Origin of the sequence: Flavobacterium noncentrifugens, from assembly GCF_900100375.1 — a bacterium.
Classification (GTDB): domain Bacteria; phylum Bacteroidota; class Bacteroidia; order Flavobacteriales; family Flavobacteriaceae; genus Flavobacterium; species Flavobacterium noncentrifugens.
Genome location: NZ_FNEZ01000004.1, coordinates 315,501 through 334,593, shown reverse-complemented (window position 1 = coordinate 334,593; position 19,093 = coordinate 315,501). Strand labels below are relative to the sequence as shown.

At 39.0% G+C, this 19,093-nt stretch carries 15 protein-coding genes; 12 read left to right on the top strand and 3 right to left on the bottom strand.

Features of this window, described 5'->3' with window-relative positions:
• Positions 1-158 precede the first annotated feature (158 nt).
• From BLS32_RS13595 to BLS32_RS13535, 12 genes are all read left to right on the top strand, one after another.
• A complete protein-coding gene (locus BLS32_RS13595) occupies positions 159-2,441 on the top strand; it encodes a DUF7619 domain-containing protein (protein WP_091396884.1) in 2,283 nt (760 codons plus the stop codon).
• Between the two features lie 82 nt (positions 2,442-2,523).
• The gene (locus BLS32_RS13590) at positions 2,524-2,952 is read left to right on the top strand and encodes a hypothetical protein (protein WP_091396880.1); all 429 of its coding nucleotides are present in this window, start codon (positions 2,524-2,526) and stop codon (positions 2,950-2,952) included.
• A gap of 124 nt (positions 2,953-3,076) precedes the next feature.
• Positions 3,077-3,823, top strand: coding sequence for a 3-oxoacyl-[acyl-carrier-protein] reductase (gene fabG / locus BLS32_RS13585; protein ID WP_091396876.1), 747 nt, complete (start codon positions 3,077-3,079; stop codon positions 3,821-3,823).
• 270 nt (positions 3,824-4,093) lie between these two features.
• Entirely contained in the window at positions 4,094-6,121 is a 2,028-nt protein-coding gene (locus BLS32_RS13580; protein ID WP_091396872.1) for a translation initiation factor 2 family protein, read from the top strand.
• Between the two features lie 86 nt (positions 6,122-6,207).
• Positions 6,208-8,166, top strand: a complete 1,959-nt coding sequence (locus tag BLS32_RS13575) for an LTA synthase family protein (RefSeq protein WP_091396870.1) — start codon at positions 6,208-6,210, stop codon at positions 8,164-8,166.
• Positions 8,167-8,240: 74 nt separating this feature from the next.
• Positions 8,241-8,666 carry a thioredoxin family protein gene (locus tag BLS32_RS13570; RefSeq protein ID WP_170227578.1) on the top strand — a complete coding sequence of 142 codons (426 nt, stop codon included), beginning with the start codon at positions 8,241-8,243 and terminating at the stop codon, positions 8,664-8,666.
• A 3-nt stretch (positions 8,667-8,669) separates the two neighbouring features.
• Positions 8,670-9,341 carry a response regulator transcription factor gene (locus BLS32_RS13565; protein WP_091396864.1) on the top strand — a complete coding sequence of 224 codons (672 nt, stop codon included), beginning with the start codon at positions 8,670-8,672 and terminating at the stop codon, positions 9,339-9,341.
• Positions 9,341-10,729 (top strand): sensor histidine kinase, encoded by a 1,389-nt coding sequence (locus BLS32_RS13560; RefSeq protein WP_307725624.1) that lies wholly within the window; start codon positions 9,341-9,343, stop codon positions 10,727-10,729. Before BLS32_RS13565 ends, BLS32_RS13560 begins: the two co-directional genes overlap by 1 nt.
• 153 nt (positions 10,730-10,882) lie before the next feature.
• On the top strand, positions 10,883-12,040 hold the full coding sequence (locus BLS32_RS13555) for an alpha/beta hydrolase (RefSeq protein WP_307725625.1): 1,158 nt from the start codon (positions 10,883-10,885) through the stop codon (positions 12,038-12,040).
• 2 nt (positions 12,041-12,042) lie between these two features.
• Complete coding sequence (locus BLS32_RS13550; RefSeq protein ID WP_091396862.1) at positions 12,043-13,473, top strand: leucyl aminopeptidase family protein; 1,431 nt, start codon at positions 12,043-12,045, stop codon at positions 13,471-13,473.
• 3 nt (positions 13,474-13,476) lie between these two features.
• Positions 13,477-14,694 carry an ATP-grasp domain-containing protein gene (locus BLS32_RS13545; RefSeq protein WP_091396859.1) on the top strand — a complete coding sequence of 406 codons (1,218 nt, stop codon included), beginning with the start codon at positions 13,477-13,479 and terminating at the stop codon, positions 14,692-14,694.
• Between the two features lie 257 nt (positions 14,695-14,951).
• Positions 14,952-15,581: a class I SAM-dependent methyltransferase gene (locus BLS32_RS13535; protein WP_091396855.1), complete on the top strand. Its 630-nt coding sequence runs from the start codon at positions 14,952-14,954 to the stop codon at positions 15,579-15,581.
• A 1-nt stretch (position 15,582) separates the two neighbouring features.
• On the opposite strand, the gene BLS32_RS13530 is transcribed toward BLS32_RS13535, so the two are convergent.
• The 3 genes from BLS32_RS13530 to BLS32_RS13520 form a co-directional block, all read right to left on the bottom strand.
• Entirely contained in the window at positions 15,583-16,773 is a 1,191-nt protein-coding gene (locus tag BLS32_RS13530) for a hypothetical protein (protein ID WP_091396852.1), read from the bottom strand.
• Between the two features lie 99 nt (positions 16,774-16,872).
• Complete coding sequence (locus BLS32_RS13525; RefSeq protein WP_091396849.1) at positions 16,873-17,703, bottom strand: type 1 glutamine amidotransferase; 831 nt, start codon at positions 17,701-17,703, stop codon at positions 16,873-16,875.
• Between the two features lie 95 nt (positions 17,704-17,798).
• On the bottom strand, positions 17,799-18,905 hold the full coding sequence (locus BLS32_RS13520) for a carboxylate-amine ligase (protein WP_091396970.1): 1,107 nt from the start codon (positions 18,903-18,905) through the stop codon (positions 17,799-17,801).
• Between the last annotated feature and the right edge of the window lie 188 nt (positions 18,906-19,093).

Genomic DNA, 19,093 nt, shown 5'->3' with positions numbered 1-19,093 from the left:
ATTTATATTGATCACAAATTATATATAGGCGTAAGCGAATTATTTTATAGTCTTTTAAAGAATGATTATTTATATATTTGAATGCCAATCGCGAATGATTTTTATGTCAACAAAAATTTAAAAAAATTCACTATTGTTCATATCTACAAAAACTTTTTATGACTAAACTTTACATTTTCCTATTTCTAACACTTTCAATTGTAGCGGGGAATGCCCAAATTATTAATTTTCCCGCTGACAGTAATTTTAAATGGGTATTGCTACAGTCGGCTACTACGACTGCGATTGCAATTGACGTAAACAACAATGCAATCCAAATCGATGCCAACAATAACAATGAGATTGAAATCAGCGAAGCGCAGAGCGTGTACAAACTTAATATAAACCAAAGGCAATTGTCTGATTTGCAATGGTTGTCCTATTTTACTTCGCTTAAAAAACTGGACTGTTCCTCAAATGCTTTGACTACGTTAAATGTAAGTGCGTTATCCAATTTAGAAGTGTTAGATTGTTCTACTAACAATCTAACAACGCTTGATGTAAGCGGACTTTCACATTTGACAGCATTAGTATGCCGACAAAATCGTCTGACATCTTTAGAATTTAATAATTGCCCCAACATCTTAGGCATTGATTGTTCAGTCAATAATCTGATAGCATTAGACGTAAGCAGTTTGCAACGGCTTTATCAACTGTATTGTTATACTAATGAACTGCGTACTTTAAATTTAGGGATTTTGCCAGAATTGTTTATTTTAGAATGTTCCCAAAACCAACTCACTGATTTAAAACTGAGCGGATTAACTGTAATCAACAGGATAGATTGCAACGGAAACCTTCTCACTACGCTCGATGTGAGTAATTTAGCGGATCTTGAAATCCTTTACTGTGCTGTAAATCCGATGTTGGCGCTTTATATGAGCTACGTTGGACCAAATCTGTCTCAATTCTATAATCCATCTATTTACAGTCCTACTTTGAAATACATCTGTATAGAACTCGGAAGACAAGGTGCTTTAAGAAACGCATTATACGATACTCCATTAAATACTGTTGAAATCAATTCCTATTGCTCGTTTAATTTGCCGTGGCTTTTTTACAACATCAATGCAAGTGCAAAATTTGATGCTGGCAATAACGGCTGTGATTCAAATGACATTCCATTCCAGAATTTAAAATATAGAGTTAATACCAATGGTCTTTTTGGAAGCCTCACGCAAACAAGAACTGGAAATGCGTCCATACCGTTACGAGAAGGAACACACGTCATATCGCCAATATTACCAAATCCGTCATACTTTACATTTTCGCCGGCATCGGCAACAGTCACTTTCCCAGGCCAAACGAGCCCGGCCATTGCAAATTTTTACATGGTGCCCAATGGCATTCATAACGATCTTGAAATAAGTATTTTCCCAATGACAGTTGCCAAGCCAGGTTTTGATGCCGTATATAAAATTATTTATAAAAACAATGGAACAACCACTCAATCTGGTACGGTAAATTTAAATTTTAACGATGCCATTATGAATCGGGTTTCAACCAGTCCTGTATTGACCACGCAGTCCACTAATGTGTTGAGTTGGGCTTTTACCAACTTAAAACCGTTAGAAGCTAAAGAAATTACTGTAATTTTCAACATCAATTCTCAAATGGATACGCCACCTGTAACCATGCAGGATAATCTGTCTTATACAGCAACAATTATCGGCGCAACCGATCTTACACCTGTTGACAATACAGCCTTGTTGAGGCAAAGGGTTGTCTCATCCTGGGATCCAAACGACAAAACCTGTCTGGAAGGTGAGACAGTAGGCCCGGAACTAATTGGAAAATATGTGCATTATATGATCCGATTTGAAAATACGGGTACGTTTGCTGCCGAAAATGTAGTCGTCAAAGACATGATCGACCTGTCTAAGTTTGATGTCAATTCAATAGACGTATTGTCTTCCAGTCATCCGGTCGAAACAAAATTTTCAGGAAGTAATAAAATTGAATTCATTTTTGAAAATATCAATCTGCCGTTTGACGATGCGAATAATGACGGTTATGTAGTTTTTAAAATTAAAACGAAATCCATTTTGGTCGTCGGAAATTCATTTAGCAACCAAGCAAACATTTACTTTGACTACAATTCCCCGATCGTGACAAATAACGCCACGACAACCATTGCGGCACTTTCGGTAAATGATTTTGAATTCTCGTCTTATTTTACATTATATCCAAATCCGGCAGAAGAGATGTTAAACATCAATACCAGAAAAAACATCAAAATTTCATCAATAAGCATTTACGATATTTCAGGACGTTTAATCCAAAGCATTTCAAATCCCGAAATCAATTCGGGCATCGATGTTTCATCTTTAAAAACCGGCAATTATTTTCTTAAAATAAATTCGGATAAAGGCACAACAAACGCTAAATTTGCCAAAAAATAATTACAATCACAATTGCTTTTAAATAAGCCCTGCGATTATTTTCGCGGGGCATTTTTTTAGAAAGCATTCAAATCAGATAAACATGTACAAAGAATTAACGAAATTCAAAACCTCAGGAAATTTTAGTTTTACAACAGATAACAATCTTGAAGAAGCCTGCAATGCTACCGAAAATGGAAGCGGTGTATTTTTAGTTTACAATGCCGATACTGAAGAAAAAGAATTGATTATGGTAGGCTCTACCGGAACCATCCAAAATGACGGAACCTTAAAAAGCAAGAACGGCGGATTGTACGACAAAATCGTAAACGGACACCAATTTGCAAAAACAGGTAGAAAATACTCATGGCCGGCACAGATGAAACTTGAAAAAATAGACAGGCTCGAAGTGTATTGGTATGAAACTTACAATGCGAAAAACAAATTCATTCCGACTTATGTGGAAGGTTTGATCCTTCAGAAATTCCTCGATGAAAAGGGAACACTTCCTAAATGGAATGTGGCATTCTAAATAACAACATCCAGATAAAAAAGCTTTACGCCAATGTAAAGCTTTTTTTATGCTTCAAATTTTCTAAAACGCCTAAATAATCTATATTTGTACCACAAACAATAACAAAAACTACCACGACAATATGAAAATCTTAGAAGGAAAAGTGGCCATTATTACTGGCGCAAGCCGCGGAATTGGAAAAGGGATCGCCGAAGTTTTCGCAAAACACGGTGCGAATGTGGCTTTTACATACAGTTCGTCTGCTGAATCTGCATTGGCATTAGAAAACAGCCTCAACGACATGGGAATCAAGGCAAAAGGATACCAGTCAAATGCTGCCGATTTCAATGAAGCACAGCAATTGATTGACAAGGTGCTTGCCGAATTTGGAACCATCGACATCCTGATCAACAATGCCGGAATCACCAAAGACAACCTTCTAATGAGAATGTCTGAAGAAGATTTTGACAAAGTCATCGAAGTCAACCTGAAATCGGTTTTCAATATGACTAAGGCCGTTCAGAAAACGATGCTGAAAAACCGCGCGGGATCGATCATCAATATGAGTTCTGTAGTGGGAGTGAAAGGAAATGCGGGCCAGACGAATTATGCTGCCTCAAAAGCCGGAGTGATCGGATTTACAAAATCGGTGGCTTTGGAACTGGGTTCAAGAAACATCCGTTGCAACGCAATCGCACCGGGATTTATCGAAACCGAAATGACTGCAAAATTAAACGACGATGTTGTTCAGGGCTGGAGGGATTCCATTCCTTTAAAACGCGGAGGAAGCACTGAAGACGTAGCCAATGCCTGTTTGTTCTTCGCATCAGAGATGAGTGCTTACATTACTGGGCAAGTCATGAATGTTGACGGAGGAATGCTGACCTAATAGAATAAAAATATATCATTGGAAGCTGTCTGAAAAGGCGACTTTTTTTTATTTTGAGAAGATAAATGAAAGGCGAAAGGAAAAAGGCATAAGATACAAACCTATTAATGTTTTCCAACTCAGTAGTAAAATGTACCTTGCAGAAATCACCGTTTCAGGCAAAGCATCGCAAAAAATCAAGTTTATAAAAAAATAATATCTGAACCATTAAAATTGCAAATCCGGTTTAATAATTAGTATATTTATTTTTTTTATTGTACGCTACTAATTATGACAACGTCTACCATTCTATTGCTCTTACTTTCAGTACTTTTAGCAGCGGGTTTGTCATTCTACCAATATTTTTATAAGGCCAAAAGCAAGTCGAATGTGAATTTGCTTTTGGCTTCTTTGCGTTTTTTAGCCGTATTTGGCGTGTTGCTGTTGCTGATAAATCCTGTCGTTTCAAACAGCACGCTCGAAATCCAGAAAACGCCGTTGCCGGTTGTGGTTGACAATTCTTCATCGATCGTTGATTTGAAAGCGAATGAAACTGCGCTTGATATTTACAAAAAAATTACTTCCGACAAGCGTTTGCAGGAAAAATTCGAAATCCAGTCATACCAATTTGACAGCGAATTTGAGCTTTCAGAAAATTTCAATTTTAAAGGCACGCAAACCAACATTGATCTGGTGGCGAAAAACCTCAAAAGCATCAACAAAAACAAATCTTTTCCTACGGTTTTAATTTCTGATGGAAACCAAACTTCAGGGAATGATTACGTTTATGGTTTTGATCCGAACAATAAAGTATTTCCTTTAGTTGTAGGCGATACGACGACTTTTCTCGATTTGAAGATCAGCCAGCTCAACGTTAACAAATACGCTTTCCATAAAAATAAATTTCCTGTTGAGATTTTCCTTCAATATTCCGGAAATAAAAATATTACTGCCGAATTCAGCATTTCACAAGGCAATACCGTTTACAACAAACAAAATGTTGCGTTCAGTCTGTCAAAAAAATCAGCGGTGATCAGCGTGCTTTTGCCTGCAGATAAAACTGGATTGCAGATTTTCAAAGCGGCATTAAAATCGGCTGCGACCGAAAAAAACAGCTACAACAACATCAAGAATTTTGCAGTTCAGGTGATCGATCAAAAGACAGAAATTGCCATCGTTTCCTCGATCAATCATCCCGATATCGGCGCCTTGAAACGTTCGATCGAAATGAATCCGCAACGAAAGGTAGCGATTGTTAAGCCTAAAGAAATCAAAGCGTTACAGGATTATAATGTTCTGGTTTTATACCAACCGAATTCCGATTTTAAATCGCTCTTTGAAACCAATAAAGCAGCCGGAATCAACACGCTTATCATTACAGGAAACAACACCGATTTTAATTTATTGAATCAGTTTCAGGATAATTTCATTTATAAAATGAGTTCGCAGCCTGAAGATTTTATCGCAGCATTTAATCCGCAATTCAACTTATTTGCAATCGATGATATTGGTTTTGAAAACTTTCCTCCGCTACAGCATCCGTTTGGAAACGTTGCCTCAAAAGGAAATGTCAACACGCTTTTGGCGTCTAAAATCCGAGACATCGCAACGAACATGCCTTTGCTGGCTTTCGCCGAAAATACAGGAAAACGAAGCGCTTATTTGTTTGGTGAAAATATCTGGAAGTGGCGTCTTCAAAGCCATGCCGATACTAAATCCTTTGAAAAATTTGATGTGTTCATCGATAAAACCATTCAGTATCTGGCATCGAACAATTCTAAAAAATCACTAGTTGTCAATCACGAAAGCTTCTACAATTCCGGTGAAGCAATCGAAATCAACGCACAATATTTCAACAAGAATTATGAGTTTGATGAAAAGGCGCGTTTGTCAATTTCGGTCACCAATAAAAATACGAAGCAAGTCAAAAATTATGATTTATTGAAAGGAACGAATTCATATAAAGTCAGCCTCGACGGACTTCCGGCAGGGCAGTACAATTTTAAAGTGACCGAGCTCAACTCAAAAACAGCCTACAACGGTTACTTTGAAATCCTCGATTTTGACATCGAAAAGCAATTTGTAAACCCCGATCTGGCCAAACTAAAACAACTCGCAGCACAAACGAAAGGGCAAGTTTTTATGCCGGATCAGACCGATGCTTTGATCAAAAAGCTTTTGAATGATGAAAATTACAAAGCAGTCCAAAAAAATGTGGTAAAAAAAATCCCGCTTGTCGATTGGTATTGGCTGCTGGTGATCATTGCGGCGGCACTGGCAAGCGAGTGGTTTATCAGGAAATACAACGGAATGCTTTAATCTTTAAGCAAATCTTAAGCGGCTTTTAAGTTTGCCTTAAGCGGCAATTTTGACTATTTTTTGATCTTTGTAAAAAATAATCAAAAATGTTTAAAAGCTTAAGAATTCCTGGACGGTTTGCATTGTTGCAATCATTCTCCTTATGGTTTTTAATCGTTTCTTTTTTGTTGCGTATCGTTTTTTTTGCTTGGCAACACAATGAAGTCTCGTTGCATGTTGCCGATGTGCTGCGAACGATTTTTACTGGTTTTTTCTTTGATATTGGAACTTTAACCTTGCTTCTTTTTCCAGCTGTACTTTATTTTTCAGTAGTTCCCGACAAATGGATCGGTTCAATTGTGGATAAAATCGTGGTTTCGTTTTTCACAGCATTGGGTTTGTTCATTTTTATCTTTTCGTTCTTTGCAGAAATCACGTTTTGGGAGGAATTCCGCAGCCGTTTCAATTTCATTGCAGTCGATTACCTGATTTATACGAACGAAGTCATTGCGAACATCCGGCAATCTTATCCACTGCCTTTGCTGATTGGCGGCGTGGTATTATTTGTGATTTTGGTCCTTTTTATTTTCTACAAGCTGAATGTTTTTAAACGCACATTTTCCGGGCTGCTGCCAATGAGACTGCGCTTCAAAGCATTTGCAACTGTCGCAATAATCGCACTATTTTACATTTCATTTATTTCGAATGCCAATGCCGAATGGTCGTCAAACCGCTACAATTCTGAAATTTCCAAATCGGGGATTTATTCTTTTTTCGCTGCTTTCAGGAACAATCAGATGAAATACACCGAGTTTTATTCGTCGGTAAATAATGAAAAAGCGTTGCAGGCAGTCAGGAATAAGCTTTCAGATAAAAATACGAAATTCACGAAAGGTGGGCATTCCATCCACAGAATGATCACCGACAGTTTGCCGTCGAACCAAAAGAAAAATGTCGTTTTCATCTTGGTCGAAAGCCTCAGTGCAAACTTCATGCGGGAATTTTGCAACGAAAAGCACATCACGCCGTTTCTCGACAGCCTGGCACAGAAGAGCATTTTCTTCAACAATTTGTATGCAACCGGAACGCGAACCGTTCGGGGCATGGAAGCGATTACGTTAAGCATCCCGCCAACGCCCGGACAAAGCATCGTAAAACGTCCTCAAAACCACAATTTATATACGATTTCAAATGTTTTTAAAAGCCGCAATTACGACTGCAATTTTTTTTACGGTGGCGACGGCTATTTCGACAATATGAACAGTTATTTTGGCGGTAACGGATTCAATATTTACGATCGCGGCCGCGGAAGCGTGCTGAGTGACGACATCAAAACCACGCGCTACAACATCGAAGACAACGAAGTTACTTTCGAAAATGCGTGGGGAATTTGCGATGGGGATATTTTTAATAAAATGCTTAAAGTTGCAGACGATCATTACCAAAAAAAACAACCGTTTTTCAATTTTGTAATGACAACTTCAAACCACAAACCGTATACATATCCATCCGGAAAAGTCCTGATTCCGTCAGGAATGAGCAGGGAAGGCGCGGTGATGTATACCGATTTTGCGCTTCGTGAAATGTTCAAAAAAGCAGAGACAAAACCGTGGTTTAAAAATACCGTTTTTGTGATTGTCGCCGACCATTGTGCAAGCAGTGCCGGAAAGGACGAAATTGACGTGGCGAATTACCACATCCCGACATTTATCGTAAATTTTCCGAAATATTTAAATCAGAAAGTATCGAAACAATGTTCGCAGATCGATATTTTTCCAACATTGTTTTCGATGTTCCATTGGAATTATGAATCGGATTTTTTCGGAAAAAATATCTTCGACCCGAATTTTGAACCGCGCGCCTTCAGCGGAACTTATCGCAAGCTGGTTTTGATGAAAGGAAGCAGGACGATGATTTTATCCGACGAGAAAAAGCAAAATTTCTACAATTGGAATAAATCGGATAACAGCCTGAAAACGTTACCGATGGATCCCGATTTCCTCAACGAAACCATTTCCTGGTATCAAACCGCCGATTATTTATTCAACAAAAAAATGTTGAAATAATCATCTAAAAAATTGCTATAAATTTCGATTGCATCTCAAATATTTTGATACATTTATTCTCAAATTGAATGGCTATGAAAAATATGACTTTAGTGCTGCTGTTTGTAGCAACGATGCCGGGTTATTCCCAAACGTGGAAAACCAATCTGAAAGATGCATTTAAGGAAGCGTCGGTTTCGGGAAAGGAAGTGCTGTTGTTTTTTTCGGTTTCGGAAACCTGTGAAACCTGCGACCAACTTGAAGAAAAGGTTTTTAAATCACCGGCATTCAGGGATTTTGCTTCAGAAAATTACATACTCGTAAAACAGGATTTCAATTCGGGCAAATCTGATAATATGGAAGAAAATTTACTCATCGTCGAAAAATACAATAAAGACGGCTTTTTTCCTTTGGTTGTGGTCATCAATAAAAACACGAAAGTTCTAGGGCAGATTGGCGTTTACAAAAACGAATCGCCGTCGGAATATGTAGCCAAATTGCAATCCTTCAGTAAAACCTAAAACGTGAAAATCCTAATTGTAGAAGACGAAGCCGGAATTTCACAGTTCTTAAAACAAGGGCTCGAAGAAGAGAATTATGAAGTCGCTGTCGCGGATGACGGAAAATCCGGACTTCAATCAGCTCAGCAAAACAGCTTCGACCTGATTATTTTAGACTGGATGCTTCCAGAAATGAACGGACTTGATGTATGCGTTGAATTCCGCAAAAAAAATACCACAACGCCGATTATTTTCCTGACAGCAAAAGATACGATCCAGGAAACCATTGCCGGACTTAAAGCCGGAGCGAATGATTACATCAAAAAGCCGTTTAATTTTGAGGAATTGCTCGAAAGGATCAAAGTGCAGTTGCGTTCGGCTGAAGCCGATGTACCCAATTTAAAGCTCGGCCCGATTGAAATCAACAAAAAAACCTACCAGGTTTTTAACAATGGAATTGAGGTTTTTCTGACACAGAAAGAATTTTCTTTATTAGAATATCTGATCGTCAATAAAGATAAAGTTTGTACAAGGAATCAAATCATCGAAGACGTCTGGAACATCCATTTTGAATATGATACCGGTGTTATCGATGTGTTTATCAATTCGTTGCGCAAGAAACTAAATCTTAAAAAAGACGAAGACTACATCAAGACTATTCGCGGTGTCGGATACATCGCTAAAGAAATTTCGTGATGAAAATGTTTCCTTTTTCGTTTAAAAACCGCATCGCATTCAATTACCTGATCAGCACCGCATTGATGGTGCTTTTTGTTTTTGTGATCATTTACAATATCGTATCGTACAGTGTTTATTCGCATGTTGACAATGATATCAAGATTGAAGTCAATGGGCATTTGAGCGAAATCAAGATCGAAAATGACAATGTTACTTTGATCGATCCCGAAGAATGGCGCGAAGAAGAGCACAGAAGCCTCGACGTAAATCCCGTTTTTGTCCAGATTTTAGATGGAAATAAAGAACTGGTCAACAAATCGCCAAATCTTAAAAACCGGAATTTGATTTTCGATGCAAATCAGGAAGATTTTAAAAATTTCGATACCAAACTTAATGGGCGATCCATTCGGCAGATACAATTTCCGGTGCTTCATAAAAAGAAAATTGCAGGTTACATCATCATTGCAATGTCGCTTGAAGACGCGAATCTTGTGCTTCAAAACCTGCGTGATGTGTTGTTGGTTTCATATCCCATAATTTTATTGTTGCTATTTTTTACAGCCAGATTCATCGCCGGTCGAAACATACGTCCAATTACAAATATTACCGAAACCGCCAGCGCGATTACAAAAGACAATCTTAAATCACGGATTGACCTGCCTTCGAATAAGGATGAATTGTATGTATTGTCACACACTATCAACAGCCTGCTCGACCGGATCGAAAATGCCATTGACCGGGAAAAGCAATTTACTTCAGATGCTTCACATGAACTGCGTACACCACTGGCCGTTGTAAAAGGAACGCTCGAAGTTTTGATCCGCAAACCCCGTGAAAAAGAGCAGTATGAAGAAAAGATAAAATATTGCATCAGTGAAATTGACCGGCTCAATAATATGGTCGACCAGTTGCTTTTACTGGCGCGTTTTGAAAACCAGAAAATCGGACTTAACAACCAGCCTGTCGAACTCGACGCAATAATTCTGCAATCGCTTGAACGTTTTTCATCGGGAATTGAAAGCGCGAACATTTCGATAGATTTTAAATTTGACAATCATTTCAGTATTTATTCAGATGCTTATTTAATTGCTACGATTATCGAAAACCTGATCTCAAATGCCATAAAATACTCAAAATCAAATGGGTTGATCAGGATTCATTTGTCGGAGGCATCAAATTTTATCAATTGCAAAATTTCAGACAATGGCATTGGGATCCAAAAGGCTGACCTTGCAAATATTTATGGGCAATTCTTTCGCTCGCAGGCAACGGCGCATCCTGCCATAAAAGGAACCGGACTCGGATTATCGATCGTCAAGCGATTGTGCGACCTGTTGCAATGCGACATTCAGATTGAAAGTGAAATCGGCAAAGGCACAACCGTCAGCATTCAGTTTCCAAAATAATCCTACCTAATTCTTGGTAAACCTTCCTGATTATTTGCTTTTTTGTCAAAAAAATACACTGCACGCCTTAATTTCCCTAATTCTTTTGCATAGCAACGCCGGTTTCTTTTTTTTCAAAATCCAAAAACCTATATTTACTTTTCTATAAAATAAATGAGCATTAAAATTTATATGAACCCCAACAACAATAGTATTTTGCAGGATATTGAAGAAGATTTGACCGAACCGCAGCTCAATATAATGCTGACTACCGACGACGACGATTTAAGGCCGGTATACATTTCCGGGAATTTTAATGAATGGCACACGCAGGACAAGAATTTTGAGATGGAAAAAATTGGTGAAGGCCTGTATCATTTCAAGTTCCCGCATGATTTTAACTATCCCGACGAATTGCTTTACAAGTTTACCAAAGGCGACTGGAGCGAGGTGGAGATTGATAAATATGGAAATCGTACAGAGAACCGTTCATGTAGGCAACATTCTGGCGTTCGCAAGGAGCATGTCGATTTATGGCGAAAAAACTGGCTGCCTTTCAAGCCCAATTTCCTGCCGCAGATTCATCTGATCTCAGACGAATTTGAAATGCCGCAACTTAATAAAAAGCGAAAAATCTGGGCTTTGCTTCCATACGATTACGATTCTTCTGATGAAAGTTATCCTGTCCTTTATCTGCAAGATGCACAGAATCTATTTAACGAACAGGCGAAGTACGGCAATTGGGAAATCGATAAGAAACTGGCTGTGATGTCAGAATATAATATTGGTAAAATTATCGTCATTGCTGTGGAGCATGCCGAAAAAGACCGGATCAAAGAATACAACGTAGGAAAAACCGTTCTCGGAGTCGGGCAGGGTAAAAAATACATCCGTTTTATTACCGATACTTTAAAGCCGTTTGTAGATAAAAAATTCCGAACCAAAAAAGAACGTGAATTTACCGGAATTGGCGGAAGCTCTATGGGCGGATTGGTTTCCATTTACAGCGGACTGATGTATCCCGAAGTCTATGGCAAACTGATGATCTTTTCTCCATCGTTATGGGTTGTTCCGAAAATGAATTTCACCGGAGTCGAATTTGACGAACCTGCAGATACAAAAATTTACCTGTATGCCGGCGGTGATGAAAGCGAAACGATGATTGAACATGTCAAAAGATTCAAGAAAAATATGATCAAAAGCGAATTTATCGCTGATAAAATGAAAATAAAGCTCAGCATCAATATGGAAGGAAAGCACAGCGAAACTTACTGGAGCGACGAATTCCCAAAAGCCATCGAATGGCTGTTTTTTAATACCAAAGACCATTAATTATGAAAATTCACCATATTGCAAACCTCGAAGGTTTTACCGGAACAATATTGATCCCGGTTTTTGAAACGCATTCTAAAAATTTACTGCCAACAGAATTCCACGGTGTTGAAGTGCCGTCAAAAGTGTTCTACGGTAAAAAAGACACCTATTATATCGTTGAAAAATACGATTGTACACATGTCTTTATCGGGCTTGGGAAAGATGCTGATTATGCAGCTTTTAAAACCATTTTTAGAAGGATTTCTGCAAAACAGAAAGAAACATTTTCGGAAAATACCGCTTTGATGATCCCGGAGAATTTTACAACCCTACAGGTTGAAGCCACAATTTCAGGGTTGTTGCTTGGAATTTATAGCCTAGGGCATTATAAAAAAACAGAAAAACACGCTTTGACGTATGTAGATTTTTCACTCGCATTGATCACAAAAAAAGACCATACTGAAACTGCTGCGAAGGCGATCAAAATTGCTGAGGCGCAACTCGAAGTTTTTCACCTGGTCGATTCACCGCCAAATTTCGCTACTCCAAAATATCTTGCTGAATGGGCTTCAAATAAAGGCGAGAAATACGGTTTTAAAACAACCGTTTTAGGCAGGAATGAAGCCACTGAGGCCGGACTTGGCGCATTTTTAGCCGTCGGGCAGGGAAGTGCGCGCGAACCGCAGTTCATTATTATGGAATATACGCCTGAAAATTTCAGTGATAAAACAAAACATGTTGGATTTGTAGGAAAAGGAATCACATTCGATACCGGCGGACTCAATATCAAAACAGCCGGAATGCTGCACATGAAATGTGATATGGCCGGAGGCGGTGCAGTGCTTGGTGCGATGCAGCTGATTGCAGATTTAAAGCTTCCGGTAAAAGTCACGGCGATTGTTCCTGCCTGCGAAAATTCGGTCGATGCGAAGTCGTTTCTGCCAAGCGATGTGATCAAAAGCTATAGCGGAAATTCAATCGAAATCATCGATACCGATGCCGAAGGACGATTGATCCTTGCCGACGGTTTATCGTACCTGATTAAAAATTACAAACCCGAAACCATTGTAGACATTGCGACTTTAACGGGAAGCAGCGTGGGGACTTTTGGTTATGAATGCGGCGCTTTGTTTACGAATAACACCGAAATTTCCCAAAAACTGCAACGTTCAGGGGATGAGATTGGCGAAAGATTGTGGCCGCTTCCGCTTTGGGACAATTATAAATCGGATATTGACAGCGACATTGCCGATGTCAAAAATTACAGCGGAAAACCGGTCGCCGGAGCAATCAGTGCTGCAAAATTCCTGGAATTCTTTACAAACGGCCATCAATCCTGGGCGCATCTCGATATTGCCGGTGTTGCCTTTGGTGATGATGAATTTGCCAAAAGCAAGCATGCGACCGCTTACGGCGTACATTTATTAGCTAAATTTATTGAAAATCTATAAGTTATGGAAAAAAATAGCAAAAATTTCGTGTGTATCTCCAATTATTTTAAGGGTTCAGATTTTCTGATCAGCCTGAAAAATGAAGGAAATAAAGTCTTTTTGGTCACTTCTGAAAAACTGCGCCACAAACCGTGGCCGTTTGATCATATTGATGAAGTGTTTTATATGGAAGGGCAGGACATCGACTGGAACCTAGAGCATTTGTTGCTCGGCGTAAGCAATCTGATGAAATCCACACCAATTGATGCGGTCGTCGCGCTGGACGATTTTGATGTTGAAAAAGCGACCTACCTGCGCGAAAACCTCCGCATTGACGGAATGGGCCAAACCACAGGGCGTTATTTCCGAGACAAACTTGCGATGCGCATGCGAGCAAAAAGCTGCGGCATTTCAAACCCGCAATTTTGTTCCTTGTTCAATGACCACGATATCAATCATTTTGCCGATACGGTGGCAGCACCATGGGTTTTAAAACCGCGTTCTGAAGCTTCGGCTACAGGAATTATCAAAGTATATGATAAAGAAAGTTTGTGGATGCATATTAATGAAATGGGCAACAACCGTTTTAAATATTTGGTCGAACAATTCCGTCCTGGCGATGTGTATCACTGCGATAGCTTGATTTCAGACGGAAAAATTATTTTCAGCATTACGTCAAGGTATCTGGCAACGCCGATGGAAATCTCCCAAGGCGGTGGTATTTTCAGAAGTGTGAATGTTCCTTACAATTCTTCAGATGATAAGGAAATTAAAAAAGTCAATGAACAGGTAATTAAGGGTTTCGGATTGAAACACGGTGCAGCGCATTCGGAATACATCAAGTGTAAAGACGATGGAAAAATCTATTTCCTTGAAACATCTTCACGGGTTGGCGGCGCGCATCTGGCCGAAATGGTGGCCGCAGCAAGTGGTATTAATCTGTGGACAGAATGGGCAAAAATCGAAAATGCATTGGTTAAAGGCTTAAAATATACACTGCCAAAAGCAAAAAAAGAATACGCCGGAATTGTGCTGACTCTGTCCAAATTTGAAAACCCGGATTTGTCTTCGTTTTCTGATGATGAAGTTTGTTTTCGCGTGCCATTGGAATACCATGCCGGATTGATCGTAAATTCGGATAAGCATGAAAAAGTACTGGAATTGTTGGATAATTATGCTGAAAGGCTGGTTCGTGATTTTGCAACTGTTGCGGCTCAGGCAGAAGTGAAAAACCTACATTAAAAAATATTTAATTTTTTATAAAGATGGCCATTTGTTTTTTCAGGTGGCCACTTTTTTTTCTATTGTCAATAAAGAAAATTTTTACGCTATGCTTTTGGCATGCGCTTATTTCAGCTTTTCCCAAAATAAAAATGACGATTATTAAAAAAAGGGAATTGCAGTAAAAAGCAGCACGTGAAAAATCGATATGTTGTGTAACTTGCCATTTATTATAATGCAATAATTTTTTCTAACTTTAGAGGTTCATTTTAACTGAAATGGATAAAAATAAAAATGCGGTTGCAGTATTCGATAAATTGGCGACATTGTACCAATCAAGATTCATGGATGTTTCTTTGTATGCTGAGACATTGGATTTTTTTTGTGATTTGGCAGGTAAAGACGCTTCGATTTTAGAATTGGCTTGTGGGCCTGGGAACATTACCAAATATTTACTGGATCGAAATCCGCAGTTAAAAATTTTAGGTACCGATTTGGCTCCGAACATGCTGGCACTTGCCAAAAATAACAATCCTAAAGGCGTGTTTGAAGTACTGGATTGCCGCGATATTGTTTTATTAGAACAACAATTTGACGCCATTATGTGTGGGTTTTGCCTGCCGTATCTTTCAAAGATAGAAACGACAAAACTAATTGCCGATGCAACACAAATATTAAATCAAAATGGCTTGCTGTACCTGAGTACCATGGAGGATGATTATGAAAAATCGGGATTTAAAAAAGGAAGTACTGGTGATGCAGTATTCCAGCACTTTTATACATTGGATTTCCTTGTATCGATTTTAGAAATCAACCATTTTGAAATCATCAAGGCGAAACGCTTTTTCTCGACAAGTGAAAACGCAACAGCAACTGATCTGGTAGTTATTGCGAAGTTGCGCTCGTAAATTACCTTTCAAACAAGCCTAAAGTTCCGCCCACCCAGTCTTTGTCTTTATTGAATTTCACACCGATCATTTCGCCTCGGCTTAACCGAACTAAATTGCACAGCAGCGTAGGAGAAAGGTCATTTTTTTTCCAGACAAAGAGCACGCGAACTTCCGCTTTTACCTTTCCGTCAGGCGATTGCACGATCGGAATGTAATTGACTTTTTTCTGTAAAATATAAAGGTCTTTTTCTTTTACCGCTTCGATATCTTCTTTTTTGACATGGAAAACAACACCAGTTCCCGAAAACGAAAACAAAGGCTTAAGTACGTAATTTTCAAGATCTTCAGGGATTTCTTTTAAATCACTTAGCAAAGTTGTTTCGATGAAATATTTGCCTTGAAGCATTGGCAAAATAAATTTGCTGATCCTAAAAAACCAGTTCGGATGCCCTGCCCATTCGACATCCAGATCATCAGAAAAACTAAAATCGAGTTTGAGGTCTTTGCGCAAATTAAGCTCATCAAAAATGACGCGGTTGTAAATTCTTTTGACCAAGACTTCCTCACTTTTTTCATTTTTATAAAACAGCTGTTTCCCTTTTTTGATCAGATCGGTCACGCAAACAATCGGGATTCCGATATCGCGGCGGCAGTAATAAAAATCAATTTTGGTATTTTGTTTTTCAGGCTCGATTTCAAGCAGGATTACATTTTCTTTCGGATGGTTGTAGCAGATGGCTTCTTCTACAATTTTCAGGTATTCTTCAGAAGTTGTGTCGCCAATAAACGGCGTCAGTGCTGATAAAAACGGAAAATGCTTTTTGAATTTGTCGTATAAAACATATTGGTAATTGAACAGCGATGGAAATCCCTGTACTTCAATGAGTTTCGGGATAATTTTCCCGTCTTCTTCACAAACACCAAAATCAATTGCAAGAAAAGTTGTGTGCTCATCTTCATTTGGAACTTTATGGTTGAGTTCCAATGACTTTTCGGTAAGTGCTTTAAAATTGTCCTGTTTGATCAACTTGATCACATCATTGCAGCCTTCAATTAACTGCGCTTTGAGTTCATTTGAAATAAAAAAGGGCGTTTCTGCCATTCTGAATGTCGGCAGATAATCAAAATCGGAAGCAATGTCATCCTGAAATTCCTTGTATTTTTCTACACTAAAACTGTCGTTGAATAACTGGCGGTACTTCGGGATCATTTTGATTTAGGATTTCAGATATTAGATTTCAGATTTCAGTGTTGTCGATAAATTCGGTATATGGCCATAAATCGTAAATCTGAAATCGCAAATCTAAAATCAATTAGAAAGTATTTTTTTAGTTTGAATCAGGTCGTTGATCGCAATCCGAAGAAAATTTGGGATCATCGTTTCATTTGTCCTGTAGATTTTTTCATCATCAAGTAAATCTTCCAGCATGTTGCGGAATTTTCGTTTCCCCTTCATCGCCTTGATTTTTTCACGTGCTGCTTTATTGCGCAAGTTCGCTACAAAACTCACCGGATCGGCTTCAGGATGAAACTGCGCTCCCACGAAATAATCGTTAAACCTAACGGCCATGATGGCACGTTCGTATTGCACATGGTCGCGGATTTTTTCCAACGAAATAATCGTAGCGCCGTTATCAGAAAACACCTTTAAATTCGGTTGTACTACCTGATAATCACGTGAATCGACTGCGTAGAAAGGATCAGCCAAACCATCTAAAAGCGGTTCATTTTGCCCGGCAACCGTTTTGTGAACCGTCATCACACCAAAAGAAGTGTCGTTGCGTTTTGTGATTTCAGCCAATCCAAAATGCTTGCATGCCATCTGAAATGAATGGCAAATGAACATCACGTGCTTTTTGATGTCTTTTTCTTCGTTCCATTTGACCAAAGCGTCAATGAAATCGTAATACTTCAAATCCCATTTTCCATCGCCAATCAGCGGATTTCCTGGGCCGCCTGTAGAAATGTAAATATCGTAATCCTTGATCTCAGGGAATTCCGATTTTCCGCGAACGTCAAAAATCTTAAAAGACAAGATGTTATTGAAACGTCCGACGATATCGATAATGCAGCGCATGCCTTGATTCGGCTCGCCGTTATACATGTCTAAAATGGCAACTTTTATGGGGTACTGACTCATTGCGTGTTACTTAAATGAAAACTGAAGGTTAAATTTATCGCTGCAAAGATACCAAAAAATTAATTCGTCCGACTTTTGACATTTGACATTCGTCGTCAAATGCCTTTTGTAAATTCACTTGTGATAAAATCGACCACTTTGGTCAAATCGCCGGTTTTTTCGAATACGGCAAGCTGTTTGTCTGCGCCAGTTCCGTTTTTCATGATTTCATGAACGTAACTGATTTGTTCGCGGCTTCCAAGTTCGTCAACGACATCATCAATAAATTCGAGTAATTCAATGATCAGCGCTTTGGTTTCAACTTCTTTCTGCAAGCCAAAATCGATCATGTGGTTGTCAATTCCGTAACGCGCGGCGCGGAATTTATTTTCTTTGATCAACGCCAATCGGTAAATGTTGAAACTGGTGTTCTGCTGGGTGAGTTTGTACAATTTTGCCACTATCGCCTGGATGATCGCCACGATGCACATTGTTTCTTCAACAGTCAGGCTCATATCGCAAATGCGGAATTCAATAGTGTCATAAAACGGGTGCAGCCTCAAATCCCACCAGATTTTCTTAGGATTGTCGATGCAATTGGTTTTTACCAAAGTCTCCAAATAATTGTCATACGACGAAACCGAATCGAAATATTCCGGCAATCCGGTTCTAGGGAACTTATCAAAAACCTTCGTCCTAAACGATTTGTAGCCGGTTTGACGTCCTTCCCAAAACGGAGAATTTGTCGAAAGCGCAAAAATGTGCGGCAGAAAATAACAGGCCTGGTTCATCAGTTGCAGCCCGATTTCGCGGTTTTCGATGCCAACGTGGCAATGCATCCCGAAAATCAAATTTGAGCGCGCCGCATCCTGTAGTTCGTTGACGATATTGTGATACCGCGGATCATCTGTGATCAATTGATCCTGCCATTTCGCAAACGGATGCGTTCCTGCGCCGCCAACAATCAAATCCTGTTTGTCGGCAAGTTCCACGATTTTGCGGCGTAGAAACGTGATTTCTTCTTTCGCTTCGGCAACGCTTTTGCAGATGTTCGTCCCAACTTCAACCACAGATTGGTGCATTTCGGCTTTGACCTGCTCGTTGAGTATGATTTTCGCGCCATCAACAATCTTCGACAAATGCGACCGCAAATCACGCGTATTCGGATCTATGATCTGGTATTCTTCTTCAACACCGAGTGTAAAAACGGGTAATTTTTTCATCATTCATATTTTTTTTGAAGCTATTCCGGCTATCCGTTTCAATCTTTTTTGTTTTAGATTTCTCCTTTCGTCGAAATGACAAAAACAAAAAAGGATTTCCACTGCTATCCGGGCTAGGACATTCTTCTTCTTTTCAAGATTTATCTTAATAACATAGTAGGTTATCAAAAGTACCTGAAGCTATTAAA